Annotated in this window: 10 protein-coding genes, 1 tRNA gene, 1 pseudogene and 1 CRISPR repeat array; of the genes and pseudogenes, 3 read left to right on the top strand and 9 right to left on the bottom strand. The window is 33.6% G+C overall.

What is annotated here, in order from left to right; all coding sequences use genetic code 11:
• Positions 1 to 139: 139 nt before the first annotated feature.
• The 3 genes from trxA to ACN0WI_RS01830 all read left to right on the top strand — a co-directional run bounded on the left by trxA (position 140) and on the right by ACN0WI_RS01830 (position 2,310).
• Entirely contained in the window at positions 140 to 457 is a 318-nt protein-coding gene (trxA, locus tag ACN0WI_RS01820) for a thioredoxin (protein WP_417884901.1), read from the top strand.
• Positions 458 to 781: 324 nt separating this feature from the next.
• A tRNA-Asp gene (locus ACN0WI_RS01825) sits at positions 782 to 855 on the top strand.
• 243 nt (positions 856 to 1,098) lie between these two features.
• On the top strand, positions 1,099 to 2,310 hold the full coding sequence (locus ACN0WI_RS01830) for a site-specific integrase (protein ID WP_417884902.1): 1,212 nt from the start codon (positions 1,099 to 1,101) through the stop codon (positions 2,308 to 2,310).
• Between the two features lie 234 nt (positions 2,311 to 2,544).
• Positions 2,545 to 4,294: direct repeats of the CRISPR family, unit length 30 nt; unit sequence ATTTCAATTCCTATATGGTACGATTGGAAG.
• A 206-nt stretch (positions 4,295 to 4,500) separates the two neighbouring features.
• On the opposite strand, the gene cas2 is transcribed toward ACN0WI_RS01830, so the two are convergent.
• The 9 genes and pseudogenes from cas2 to cas6 all read right to left on the bottom strand — a co-directional run bounded on the left by cas2 (position 4,501) and on the right by cas6 (position 13,945).
• Positions 4,501 to 4,764, bottom strand: coding sequence for a CRISPR-associated endonuclease Cas2 (gene cas2 / locus ACN0WI_RS01835; RefSeq protein ID WP_417884903.1), 264 nt, complete (start codon positions 4,762 to 4,764; stop codon positions 4,501 to 4,503).
• Between the two features lies 1 nt (position 4,765).
• Complete coding sequence (gene cas1b / locus ACN0WI_RS01840; protein ID WP_417884904.1) at positions 4,766 to 5,770, bottom strand: type I-B CRISPR-associated endonuclease Cas1b; 1,005 nt, start codon at positions 5,768 to 5,770, stop codon at positions 4,766 to 4,768.
• 15 nt (positions 5,771 to 5,785) lie between these two features.
• A pseudogene (locus ACN0WI_RS01845) lies at positions 5,786 to 6,052 on the bottom strand (four helix bundle protein); the annotation flags it as partial.
• Positions 6,053 to 6,211: 159 nt separating this feature from the next.
• Positions 6,212 to 6,721: a CRISPR-associated protein Cas4 gene (locus ACN0WI_RS01850; protein WP_417884905.1), complete on the bottom strand. Its 510-nt coding sequence runs from the start codon at positions 6,719 to 6,721 to the stop codon at positions 6,212 to 6,214.
• Entirely contained in the window at positions 6,721 to 9,483 is a 2,763-nt protein-coding gene (gene cas3 / locus ACN0WI_RS01855; RefSeq protein WP_417884906.1) for a CRISPR-associated helicase Cas3', read from the bottom strand. The genes ACN0WI_RS01850 and cas3 overlap by 1 nt, the downstream gene beginning before the upstream one ends.
• A gap of 10 nt (positions 9,484 to 9,493) precedes the next feature.
• Positions 9,494 to 10,264, bottom strand: coding sequence for a type I-B CRISPR-associated protein Cas5b (cas5b, locus tag ACN0WI_RS01860; protein ID WP_417884907.1), 771 nt, complete (start codon positions 10,262 to 10,264; stop codon positions 9,494 to 9,496).
• 11 nt (positions 10,265 to 10,275) lie between these two features.
• A complete protein-coding gene (locus ACN0WI_RS01865) occupies positions 10,276 to 11,196 on the bottom strand; it encodes a type I CRISPR-associated protein Cas7 (protein WP_417884908.1) in 921 nt (306 codons plus the stop codon).
• Positions 11,196 to 13,151 (bottom strand): hypothetical protein, encoded by a 1,956-nt coding sequence (locus ACN0WI_RS01870; RefSeq protein WP_417884909.1) that lies wholly within the window; start codon positions 13,149 to 13,151, stop codon positions 11,196 to 11,198. Before ACN0WI_RS01870 ends, ACN0WI_RS01865 begins: the two co-directional genes overlap by 1 nt.
• Positions 13,148 to 13,945 carry a CRISPR-associated endoribonuclease Cas6 gene (gene cas6 / locus ACN0WI_RS01875; RefSeq protein WP_417884910.1) on the bottom strand — a complete coding sequence of 266 codons (798 nt, stop codon included), beginning with the start codon at positions 13,943 to 13,945 and terminating at the stop codon, positions 13,148 to 13,150. The genes ACN0WI_RS01870 and cas6 overlap by 4 nt, the downstream gene beginning before the upstream one ends.
• Positions 13,946 to 14,060 lie beyond the last annotated feature (115 nt).

The raw sequence follows: 14,060 nt of genomic DNA on the forward strand, positions 1-14,060 counted from the left end.
TGATTTTTCGAAATAAAGAACCCGCCAGATAAAAAAGACTAATCTTTACATAACGAAAACTGATATGTTGTGTGTAAGTTTTACGAAAATTATTGACTATTTTTACATATTAGAATAAAAACATAGAAAAATAACGATTATGGCTATTGAAATAACTGATGCAAATTTTGAAGAGCAAGTACTAAAAAGTGATAAACCTGTAATGGTTGATTTTTGGGCTGCTTGGTGTGGACCATGTAGAATGGTAGGTCCTGTTATAGAAGAAATAAGTTCAGAATACGAAGGTAAAGCAGTAGTAGGAAAGTTAGATGTAGATGCTAACCAAGAATTTGCTGCTAAATATGGTGTTAGAAACATCCCTACAGTTCTTGTATTTAAAGATGGAGAAGTAGTAGGCCGCCAAGTAGGTGTTGCTCCAAAAGCAACTTATGCTGATGCCTTGAATGAGCTTTTGTAATATATACATGTGTACATACACGATTTAATAAAAAAGCCCGGTTTTTACCGGGCTTTTTTGTTTTGCTGTTTTCATGTAGATTTAGGTTTCAATTGTTGAAGCGATGATAACAAACACAATTAAAATGTATTCTTTTTTAAAGGTGCTATTTTTAAATAGTGACAAATAAATAATGGAGAATAAAAAACTTTAATTTTTTTATTTGATTATTTTATTGAATTTCAACAACTTAATTTTTAAGACGAAAAAAAATCGAAAAAAACTTCAAAAAAAAGTTTGTGTAAGTGAAAAAGAGCTGTATATTTGCACTCGCAATAACGCAACGGTCTGGTAGTTCAGTTGGTTAGAATGCCTGCCTGTCACGCAGGAGGTCGCGAGTTCGAGTCTCGTCCAGACCGCTTTTAGAATATCAAATAAAAGCAAAAAGCCTTTAAATCAATGATTTAGAGGCTTTTTTTATTGTCCTAACTATCATTTTAACGCATATTAACCTAAGTGTTTGGTGCTTAATTCGGTGCATATTTTTTTCGCCGATTTATATGCACCTCGAAACTCATAACGCACTGTTAATAAAAGGCTTGCGGCTTTTCTTTAACACTTTCTTTTGCTACCTTGAGGTGCATATTTTAATACCAGCACCGATGAATAATTCACTATCAATCATTTTTTATCCAAAAAAGACCACTTCAAAACATACGAATGAAGCTATTATTTATGCTCGAATCACGTATAATGGTAATCGATCAGACTTTACAACTTCCAGAAAAATAGAAGTAAGTAAATGGAATTCCCGTACAAATAGTACTCGAGGTAATTCTGGAGAGGCCAGGATCATTAAAAGATACCTCGATGACATACGTACTAGGTTATACGATATCCATGATCGTTTAGTTAGGGAGCAAAAGAATATCTCGTCTAAAATTATAAGGGATATTTATTTAGGGAAAGAGGAGAGGGAGTACAAGCTTATGGAAATATTTAATGAGCATAATGACCAAATGGAACGGCTTATTGGTAAAGGCTACACAAAAGGAACTTTACAGCGTTATAAAGCCTGCAAAAAACATATTGAAGATTACCTCGATTTTAAATTTAGAGTAAAGGATATGCCGGTTAAAGAAGTTGACTATTCATTTATTACTGGTTTAGAGCACTTCTTAAAATCGCAAAAGGAATGTGGACATAATACTTCGATTAAATACATTGTAAATTTTAAAAAGATTATTAGGGTCGCGTTAGCAAATGAATGGATTAGTAGTGATCCTTTCTTCCATTGGAAGGGAACCTGGAAATCTTCAGATAGGGATTATTTAAATGATGAGGAATTAAAAAGGTTATCAGAAAAAGATTTTGATATCAATCGATTAGATTTAGTAAGGGATATGTTCGTTTTTTCCTGTTATACAGGGCTTGCTTTTGCAGATATAGAGAAGCTGTCTGAGGATGATATCATTTCTAACGGAGATCAACGATGGATAAAGACGAAAAGGAAGAAAACAAATTCTTTAAGTAGTATTCCTCTATTACAAATACCAGAGAACATTTTGGTTAAGTATAAAGATCATCCAAGAGTTAAATTTAGTGACAATGTACTGCCGGTAATGTCTAATCAAAAGTCGAATGCGTATCTAAAGGAAATAGCAGACCTGTGTAGAATAAAAAAGAATTTAACCACTCATTTGGCTAGACATACCTTTGCAACTACGGTAACGCTTTCTAAAGGGGTGCCAATCGAGTCTGTAGGGAAAATGTTAGGACATAAATCTTTAAAAACTACTCAGATCTATGCAAAAGTTCTGGATGAAAAGATTGCAAAAGATATGCAGGTTGTTGCTAAGGGAATGGAAAAGTAATCATAATCACAAATAAAACTGATACAGTAGCATCGGCTTTGAGATCGCTACCACGCTTCATAGGAAAAATAAGAAACTAGAATTTTTTACGTAACACATTTTAAATTTTTAAGTTAACCTTCTTAATACCATGTTTTATAATCAATAATGATAAACATCAATTTGAAGTATTGATTATGATATTGAACTTTCTATGGTTAGATTAGACGTTAACCTGCAATTTCTTAGAGATGTATTTCAATTCCTGTATGGTACGATTGGAAGTTATTCATTAATTGTTTGATAAAGGGAATTATAATATTTCAATTCCTATATGGTACGATTGGAAGTGCACAAAATCCTCAAAACTTATTATGGTTCCCGAATTTCAATTCCTATATGGTACGATTGGAAGCGCTACCTCTGGAGGAACATCACAAGCTGCAGAAATATTTCAATTCCTATATGGTACGATTGGAAGAAATGCTGTACCTGATTTACCTCTTATAATTGTATTTATTTCAATTCCTATATGGTACGATTGGAAGCTTTATCAGTCAATACCTCATTTACATCATCTTCAAATTTCAATTCCTATATGGTACGATTGGAAGACTTCACTTTCCAATAACACAGAAGCTTTAAATGTATTTCAATTCCTATATGGTACGATTGGAAGTTTCCTGAATATTATCCCCTGTACTTTTCTGATCTATATTTCAATTCCTATATGGTACGATTGGAAGATTCTTAGCCACATCAATACTGTACAATTCTACTTTCATTTCAATTCCTATATGGTACGATTGGAAGTCTAAGTGCCATTTAAATAGCTTTATGAGTTCTAGATTTCAATTCCTATATGGTACGATTGGAAGATTCATAAATCTTAATATCCCAAATATTGTTATCCGCATTTCAATTCCTATATGGTACGATTGGAAGCAAATGACATCAAGACGTTACAAAATTCCGTAGCTCCATTTCAATTCCTATATGGTACGATTGGAAGATGGAGAAAGGATTCTATAAACCTTAGAAAAGAATATTTCAATTCCTATATGGTACGATTGGAAGTATTTGGATCACCTCCTATAATATCAATATCCAACACATTTCAATTCCTATATGGTACGATTGGAAGTTGGATTGGTTACAGCCGTGCCATCCTTAGAGACAGATTTCAATTCCTATATGGTACGATTGGAAGAAGAACGCAATTCATAAAGTAGAATTGTACAATATATTTCAATTCCTATATGGTACGATTGGAAGCCTCTAGCAGTATTTCTTTGCCTACCACGGCAGAGGGATTTCAATTCCTATATGGTACGATTGGAAGTGTAGCCGCAGTGTTATTACTACCAATCACTAAAGAGATTTCAATTCCTATATGGTACGATTGGAAGTTTCTGAATATTTAAGTGTAAACAACATTTCTAATGTATTTCAATTCCTATATGGTACGATTGGAAGAAGGACAAGAGCAAAAAGTATTTAAGGGAAATGTTACATTTCAATTCCTATATGGTACGATTGGAAGTGGGTAAAAGCTGGCGGTAAGTTCGTTCAAGGTCTATTTCAATTCCTATATGGTACGATTGGAAGACGCCAATTAATTAAGTTTAAAGATAATTTGAATAAATTTCAATTCCTATATGGTACGATTGGAAGTATTTTAATAATCACTAAGTAAATAACTTAAAATTAATTTCAATTCCTATATGGTACGATTGGAAGTGGTTTATCTACTATATCCCCCCAACGTATAGAACTATTTCAATTCCTATATGGTACGATTGGAAGTTCCGAAATTTTTATTAAATGCTGAATTTTTAGTGAAATTTCAATTCCTATATGGTACGATTGGAAGATCTTTAGATACGGTAAATTTCACGTTTTCTAATTCATTTCAATTCCTATATGGTACGATTGGAAGAAACGATAATACTATTACTCATAACCTCACTACGTAATTTCAATTCCTATATGGTACGATTGGAAGTCGTCACGATCGACAACAAAAAACACCTTATTTCAAGGCTTCACAAATATATAACCTGCATTTTAAAGTAGCAAAAAGCGTCGATATACAATACCCGATTTGTGCCAGGGCTTCGACAAGGATGTAAGTCAGCTCATTTTCAATGGATTATTTCAATATGTCAAAGAACAATTTATATTTTTATAAGTCTAAGACATTACCGACGACTACAAAAAAGTGTCCAGATCATTCTTTTCTTTGCCTACGACTTCTTTTTCAAGCCATTTTTCATTTCGGCTTTTAAAAATAATTAGACTGTCCTGTTCCTTATCCATAATCTTATCGGCTTCGGCTAATAATTCTTTGAGTTTTACCGAGGTTATCTCTCCTTCGAAAACGGAATTCTGAATCCAATGTAAGTATTGCCGGCATAATTTCAGCATTTTTCCCACCCTTTTTTGCCCAATATCGTATACTAAAATCAAATACATATTACCACCAGATTTTAAAAGGTTTGTATTCTTTTATACCCAACAAATGTTTGCTGAGCTTATAACATTCTAATTTTACCAGGTGCTTATAACTTACGTGTTTCTTCAAGGCGCGGTGTTTTATCGTTTCGTTTAGGCGATCCTCAAAGGCCTTAATAAATTTCTTCTTACCGGATTCCTTTAAGATTACCCGGTTCACTTTCACATCAAAATCCTTAGCTTGTAGCTGCTTCTTGTTGAGTACTTTAAAAATGGTACGGTCTACTAAAATAGGTTTAAATATTTCGGCTATATCTAAAGCCAAGGAATAACGCCTGTATCCGGGTTCGTGCAAAAAGCTAATCGTAGGATTCAGCTGTGTGTGATATATTTGGTCCAGGCATAGTGTATAACACATCATATTGCCAAAAGAAACCAGTGCGTTTACCTCATTACTTGGCGGTTGTTTGCTTCTGCCTTCCATTTTAAAATCTTTTAGTATTTCATCAAATGCTCCGTAATAGGTATGGCGAATATTACCTTCAATTCCCATTAGGGTTTCGATATCCTCGGTTTGAGGAATTGCTTTTTCGTAATTTTCAATGTTCTGGATATATTTTTTTAGTTCACGATCCCGGTTTTGATAATATTTTAAATTCTTCTGAATATTAAAAGCGGCACCTTCTACCAATTTTTGTGCGATTGCCTGTCGCTTTTTCTTAGAAGTGTAATGCCGGGTCTGGGAAATTTGCATTTTTCCGGCCAGTAAATAATCTTTAGGTTGAAAGCTCCCGGTGTAATGTTCGTAATAATCAAAGAAATGAACACTCACTTTATTTTTACCCAAAAAATTGTACATCGCACTATTGGCATCCAAAGATCCGAAACAAAACAAGTTAGAAACACCTTCCACAGGCAAATATTTAGGTTTCAGCTCCCTGCCTTCTTCATCTACCGGGGTAAATTTTAAGGTGTTGTCTTTTCGGCTTAGCCTTCCGGGATTAAAGAGGTAGTAGGATTTTTTCATTTCTTTTGAGAAGATTTATTTATTGAGATTGACACAGATCGAAAAAGTTTGAATTAAATTACTTTGATAGTTTTTTACATATTGCTGAAGTATTTTAGGTAGTTCTAAACTTTCTGAATGCAATTTTAAAGTATCCTCATTATTTGAAATTTTGGACTCGATCAATAACTCCAACCACATTTCGGCTACGTCAGTTTCCTCAACAACAATAGATAGTTTGTTATATAATTCGGCTTTTGATCTTGCCCTTAAAACAGCTCTGTAGTTCGCATCCATTGACGTTCCAGATTTTGTAACCTAATAATTGATTATTTTAGCCCTTTCGCTACCATAAAATTTTTCAGATAAACTCAAGATTTGAAGAGTAAATCGCTTCAACCTTTCCCTAATTTCTATTTTATAATTAATCCAATTACTTTTTTCCATTACAATCTATTTCTATCAATCATCCTCTTCAGCATAGCAAAAATCAAAATAACTACAGCTTCTGCAGATGCGGGAATGTAATAGGGGAGGGCAGTCTTTTTGCGAACATATTTCAATTACTTTTTCTTTCCAGGTTTCCACTTTTTCGGTATCACCTTCTTCCCATTCTACGATCTGGCGTTGCCTCAACTTTGGATATTCAATAATAGCTAAAGGATGTTCAATACCATTATTTATTAAAACATAGAGATAGTACTTCACCTGTGCGATATGGGCGTCTTCTACCTTATCAGACTTTTTTACTTCGTGCACCATCTGTTCTTTGGGGTCGTAAAAATCGATTTTGACTCCGTCTAAAGCTAATTCAGTGTATTTTTGGGCACGTTCCGGGTAAGAAGTTTCCCCAATAAGCTTGCCTTCGGCAACAGTTTGGGAACTATGCTCCATCCTTATGCCGTGATAGTGTAACCATAACTCGCGATGGCAAACGTGCAATAGATTAATATGGGTAGCGTTTACAAGCATTATAAAAATTGAGTTTCTACGCTTTCAAATTTATCGGTGTTAAAACCTTCTTTGTAATCATAAAATTGGTTCCAACTTCCTATGTATTGATAACCGTATTCACTTTTTTCCTGATCTGAAAACTTAATGATTTCAGTCTTAATTTTCTCTGAAGCGAAGATTGAGAAGATGAAGTTGGACATAATTCCTTGCAAGATTTTCTGGTTGGTTTTCTTTTCTATAAAATCTTGCTTTTGTTCAATAATATTCAGATATAAATCGAATACTTCTTCTCCTGAAATTTTATTCTCTTCATTGGGGAAAATGGAATGCTTGTGCAAGAAATCCCATCCGCTTTTACTCAAAGTATATTCTGTATTTCCTTGCTCTTCTGAAATAACTGTTGGAATAGCCAAAGGAATGAAGCAGGAAATATTATTTTGCTCTATAAGCTGAAATTGTTCATTTACCGATTGAAATTTTAAGGATTCGATCAGGTTCTTATAATCTTTAAAATTTTTCAGAAATGTAGTAGTGTTGACATTATCCCGATTTTCGATTACTTTATCATAGTATAGTTTATCGAAGTCTTTATTCTTTAAAATCGATCGGTATTCCTCAGGTTTCAGTTTATTTGAAATTTTATAGCGATCTCCTTTATAAATCAATCCCGCTTTATCGTATTTGAAAAGATAAAGCTGACATTCATTTTTATTGATATTACGATTAATCCTACCTGCGAGTTGCTCGTCACTGTCAATAAGGGAACGGTCTTTAAAACCAATATCCATATCAATATCGACCCCCGCTTCCACCACCTGGGTGGTTACTAACAATACACGCTTTTTTCTATTTTCAATATTCTTTAAATAATTGATAATAAATTTTCGGCGTGGCTCTAAAATGGTACCCGAAAGCAGGAAAACTTCATCAAAAAAGCTATTTTCTTTCAGCAGTTGATAAAAATCTGAAGCCGACTTTTTGAAGATAAATTCTATAATAGTATAAACACTTCGCAAAGGCTTTACCTTTCCAAAATCTTTGAGAGCATACTTTTTTGAAGTTTCCAGCAACTTTTCTGCAATTTCACTTAATTGAAGCTCATTTTTTTCAGTTAAACTCAAATCAAAACTTACCCGGTTACGGAAGTTTGGGTTCTGAAAATAGTCTTTTTTGGCATTTGGTAATAAATAAGTGAATTCCTGTTTTTTATTTTCACCGATTTTTAACCGATCTATTTTTGGCAGTGTGGCCGACATCAAAATAAATTTGATATTAAAAGCAGAAGCAAACCGCTTTATAAAATAAATGATTTTGTCCCAATGCTCTGGCGGGTAGGACTGCAGCTCATCAATAACTACAACAGAATTGGCTAACCTGTGCAGCAAATAATTGGCTTCTTTGCGATTCGTTTTTAAAATGTCAAAAAAACGGATATGGGTAAGAAGGCAAAATGGAAAGTTTGCAAATAAATGATGAACATAGTTGATTTTATTCCTGCCGTATTGATCATCTTCTCTTTCGGTCTCTTTTTCTTTAAAGCCCGCTTTAGAATGCAATTGGACTACCTCTTCATCACTAATACCAAATGTTTCTTTGATGCTTTTATAGGTTTGGGTAATTAGCGTAGTAAATGGAAAAACGTAAAATACCTTATTGATCTCTCCTTTATTCGCTTTTAAAATTTCAAGAACCGAAAGCATTGATAAATTGGTTTTACCGCCACCAGTGGGTGCTTCGATATAAAAAAGGTTGTCATCTATATTTTCCCGAAGATTACGAATGGTTTCAATTGCCATAGCCTGTCGCAGCTTATTTAAATTTTCGCCGCCAAGCTTAGTAGGTTTTTTCGGGAGATAGTCTGTATTTTCTAATTTCTCATAAGTCCACCGGTTAAAATTCTCTTTTTTTTCTTCTTTATCCAGAAAACGATGGATAGTGACGTGCTTAAAAATAATATCGATTTTTTCTTTTGAAAGCACCCCAAATTCATTTATTTCAGAATTGTTCATATAATCGCTTGTTGCCAGATAATCGGAGGCAGTAAGCAATGAGAAATTTAAACGACACAGAGCATAAAGCGGAAAAGACTTTTGATATTTTGTAAAACCAGGATCTTTCAACGCTTTAGAATTACCAATAAGATCGTATAGAGCAGGGTTAATTTCAAAATGATATTTTTCAACATAACTTTTCATAAAGTTTTTCAAGTCTGCTATTTCCAAAAATTCGGTATCTTTTGAAAAACAAAGGCTTTGCTCAATATCATCGTGGAGTTGAAAACCGTGATGTTTAAAAATAGAGTATGCAAAATACCAGGCTATAGCAATCAACATCACTTTTTCCTGCTGGCTAAAATTACTGGTTTGAATTTCTTGAATATGGTTTGCTAAATAAATAAAACCGCCTAAAGAAGAGTGCCGGGATGATATGGGTGATTGTTTTACTTTTTTAAACCCCGAGTTTCCCATTTTATCTACCTGGAAATTCTCGTTGATTTTCCCGTAATCGTGATAGATAATAGTGTCTAAAAAAAGTTTTTTAAGATAATCCCTACATTTATCCAGTTGTTGAAATTCACTTAAAAGATCTTTAATTAAACGATTAATGATAGGATCAAGATGATGAGTTTCTATTAATCTTTCACAATAACCATTAACCAGTTCAACGTGTTCCTTTAATGTTTCAGGCTTTTTAAAGTCCACGAATGATGGTTTATGCGCCCAATATTTTTCAGCATCATCTAAAAGACGATCAACTGGCATATTGCTTTTAAAAATCACCGATGATTTTTTAATTGAGCTGCACATAGTCCTTGCTTTCGTTTAATTGATAAAGGCCATCTAATTTGAAACTATTCTGGACGGCATAATTCGTAAAAGCAAACTCCCCTAATTTATATTGCATCAATTCCGAATCGAAATCTTCCGGAAGCCTTTCAAAATAAAGGAAGGGTTCTTCGCGGGAGGCGTAGTTAAGAAGATCAATTTCTGGCGTACCACTTTTATCTTTTAGGCGGTCATCTTTTTTAAAAACGGATAGGATATTAAAACTTTCCATTTGTTCTTTACTTGCTTTCTCAAATGTATAATCCTGAAAACTGCTTTTTAACCAAGAGGCGGTAAATTCATTTTTGCCAAAATAGGGTATAAATTCAGCTTTCGCTTCTTTAAGATAATCGTACAATTTTTGCTCAAGTTCTTTTGTCTCATCCAGTAAGATGAAAATTCGATAACAAGGTGCGATTAATGTAAGTTCTTCTGTTAAGAGGTTACTTCCTTTATTAGCGTAGCCAACAGTATTGGAATATTTGATATTGGTTTTTAGAAAATTACCCTTTTCATTATTTAAAGGCCTGATACCTATTTGGAGATGTTTCAGCAGTTGATAGTATTGCGGTAACTCTCCTTTATTTTGATATCCTTCTAGTCCTAAAATAGCCCCTAAAATCCCTAAAATTGCCGGTTTGTGAATAAGGTTATACGATAGGTTGATGGTATTATTGGTATCAGGCTTTCTAAAAAATCCAAAATCTGCCTTTAGATCTATGGATATAAGTTTCATAAGGTTTGCGATTAAAGTTGTAATTTTTTAGCACCTTCTGGTGTATTAATTACCTGTGTGTGCGCATCACTATAGTAAATTTCGATTTTTTTGATATTCTCTTTAATATGACTTTCCGACAATAGCTTATTTACCTTATCAAGATCAATAACCTTATTTGCATCAATTTCTACGAGATCAACCAGTGAAGGAAGAACAATTTTAGCTTCTTCTTTTAATTGAATCCAAAGCAAGAGTTCATTTTCGGTTCCCGCTTTGGCGGCAGAATCGTAAAAAGAAGCTCCCCTGCGCAATCCTTCTTTTAATTTTGTGATATCTTCCTCACTTAATCCTTGTCCTTCTACACGAGAAACATCTTCTTCTATATTTCTAGGATTAATGGAAAAGTTATGTACATAATGGCCTTCTTCTAAACGGGATTGTGTTCCCAAAGTCGTCATTGTGCTGTCGGCACTTTTTTCATTGGAATTTTTGAAGGGAGACATAATCTGTTCGGAATAAATAGTGTTTTCGGGATATTTATTGATTCCGGGGGTAATCTGACAGGTACCGTGAAGTGAAATATTGGTCTTTCCGGCGTAAGTCCCGCCAAAAAGACGAACATCCAAGCAGGTTAATAAGTTTTCCAACACTTCAAGACGAAGCTTAGATTTGTCTTTATCTTTTTCGTTTTCGAATTCTTTAAAGTAGTGAAGATAGGTTTCATCCAAGGTACGGGGAGCCATTTTTTTATCCAATGATTTAAAATAGAAAATACGCTCTCCAAGAACCTCTTTAAGATAATTTCTAACCGTATACTTTAAAGCTTTATCGGTAGCATATACTTTGCCATTAGGTAATTTACGGGGTTGGCCAGAGAAATCGGCGTTGTAGTTAGAGTTGACGGATTTTATGATAGCGCATCCATAAACGCGGTTGTTGAAAGAGTTCATTATTCGTTGTTTTTAGAATTAGAAAAAAGTTTATTATCGGCAAAGAACCCGGCAAGCATCTCGGGCAGTAAGTTTTTTAAATCGGCGTTAGTCTCGTAGCTTAGTATATAAGAGGCTGCCTGCTCAAATCTTCGAGAAAAATTTTCGTGTTTATAGCGGTCGAAGTCATTTGCAACGCGTAGCTTAAACTGATCGCATCTGGATTGCTGGGTATAAGGCTCTAAAAGGTTAAAGCCTGTTTGTGAAGATTTACTTTTGGTATGCAGGTATTTGATAACCTGGCCGGAAAGAAAAGCAAACTCTTCATCTTCCATTTTGATATCGGTTTCTTTTTCTGCAGTCACCAAACGCTCTACAAAATCGTGGTAACTTTTTAATTTACTGGGCATAGTTATATTTGGTTTTTGTGGATTAATAAAATATTCTGCAAGACTGAACCAGATATTCAAAATTTCTTTGATACCGTAATCATTATCTTGTTTGAGAAGATCTTTTAGACGGGCATATACCATTTCCCGAAAAGCGTAATAATTAATGGCTTGCCGTTGAGCCTTATAAACGTAATCGTAAACGGCCTTTCTGTATTTTGAAAATGTACTGAAGCTTTGATCCAGTCCTGAGTAATCGTCTTTTTTTAAATCACCGAAATAGTCTAAACGGTGATATTTACTTTGAATGAGCGGTTTAAAAACAACCCATTCAAAATCAAAAATATTAGACAACTGATAGGATTTTGGTTGTTTGCTGTCCTTTTGTTTTAATTCTAGAAGATTAACGATTTTGCAATGATCAGGTAATTTAAACTCAAATCTGGAAACAAAATCGAAATCTTTAAAAATCACACCATCTTTAGTATAAAGCCAGTATAAAAGATAATAATTGGCAATTTCTTCCTGGTTATGACTTGTAAAAAGATCTTTTAGGATTTCTTTGTAAGAAGCTTTAAAACCACTTTCTTTAAAAAGGCTTATAGCTTCTTTTTGCAATTCTTCTTCGTAAATAAATATCGGCAGAGGATTAGGTAAAGAACGATTAGGTAAAATATTAAGGAATTCATATAGGGTTTTAGCTTCTTCACTACTAATTCTACCAGAAATATCGAAGCTGGCTGTTTTATGCAAGGAAAATGGTTTTTTATCAGGGAAACCATTTAAAAAATCACTGGTGCCATAAGTAATTACCTCGTTTTCTTTAGAAATATTATAATCTGCAGTATTAAAAAGTTTATCAGATAAATAAGAACTATGCACTTCCTTATAGTCAGAAAGTGGAAGATTTAAGTAGAAAATAATATAGTCGCTATCGGCAAGGTGTTTAAATTTTAGTTGTTCCTCATTTAACTCGTTGATTTTCTCTTTTAGCTTTTCTTTGGTAGCTTTATCTGAAGTTGCTTTAGTCTTTTCTTGAAGATCCAGGATATTAGAATTGATTTTTTCCAGTTTTTCTGCATTCTCAGCCTCAATTTCATTCAGAATTAATGTGAATTCATTGTGCGTGAAAAAATGCTCGAATACTTTATATTTTTCCTTTTTGATTTCCTTATTGAAAAGAGAGAAAGCTTTTTCAAAATAAGTATCAAATCGATCGTAAATCTGTTCTTTCTTACCTTCGTATTGCTTATATTTTTTACCACCTTTTAAATGCTCTCGTTTGAAAGCAACACAAAATGGCGAACAGGAGTGAATGGCTTTTGTAGGTAAATCAAAACATTTGTTAGTGTTTACGCACCAACTATTTTTTTGCTTCATCTTACATTCCGCAACAAACTCGCCTTCATCACCCTTCATTTTTTTATTATACTTCTCGTACTTATAATTTTGAAGATCAATTTTTGATATGCCTTCTTTATCAGTCACTTTATCAACTAAAATGTGTATTCCCTCCTTAGGTGAATATCCCAATATTTTGAAAGGTTCTTCTAACTTATCGGTAAAATTTATGAGTTCTGTAATCATAAAAAATTCGTTTTAATAGATTGAAGGAAGCCCATTCCCTGAGCATTATAAAGCCCTGCGCCACAATTTTGTAGGATTTCGATAAAGCGCTTTTCCGCTTTTAAATTCAATTTAAAATTGAGGAATCCCCTTATTTTAGTTTCGGCAGGAGTGCCGGCCTTTATAGTGATAAGCCTGGATCTGGCTTTATTATTTTTATAGAAATCGATTTCAGCAAGTAATAAAGCACCTTCGGCAGTCTGCAAATCGTAATTGGCTTCAACTTTTTGGCGCCAGTTATGCTTTAGGCTGTCTATAAAATGCTCCTCATAAGGATTCAAAAAGTTGTAATTATTATGATCGTTCTTGACTCCACAAACAATAGGGGAAAGCGGTTTACAGTTTATCTCGATTATTTCACCCGCTTTGTTCTCTTTTAAGGGATCTTTCAAGGCTTCTATATTTTTTACCTCAAAATCTACCTTTGAAATCTTATCAGCAATAGTGATTTTTCTGGATTGGAATAATCCCTTGATAAAATGTTGGGAGGCTTCGGGCAAATGAAAATTGATAAAGAAAGAAACAATAGGAAATTGTAATAGCATTCGGTCTTTATGGATCTTGAATTTGGCGTTTAGGTCGGAAAATGTAAAAAATTTATAGCCCTTGCCATAACCTTCTTGGTGCAAGAATTTTGCGTATTCTTTATCCGCGTGATCGATAATCTTATAAATCGCTGCGCTTAAAGGATATTGATAGTTAATAGGCAATTCTCTATCATTTCCCAGACCTTCTAGAGTGATTTTGAATTTCAAGATTAGGATGATTAAATTTTAATAATTATTTATCGCAGAAGGATGAAAGATCTTTAAGAGTAGTACTAAAGTTCAATATCCCAGTATTATTCTTTTCATATTTAAGTATTTTATC

It is taken from the genome of Zunongwangia sp., from assembly GCF_048269745.1.
Lineage (GTDB): Bacteria > Bacteroidota > Bacteroidia > Flavobacteriales > Flavobacteriaceae > Zunongwangia.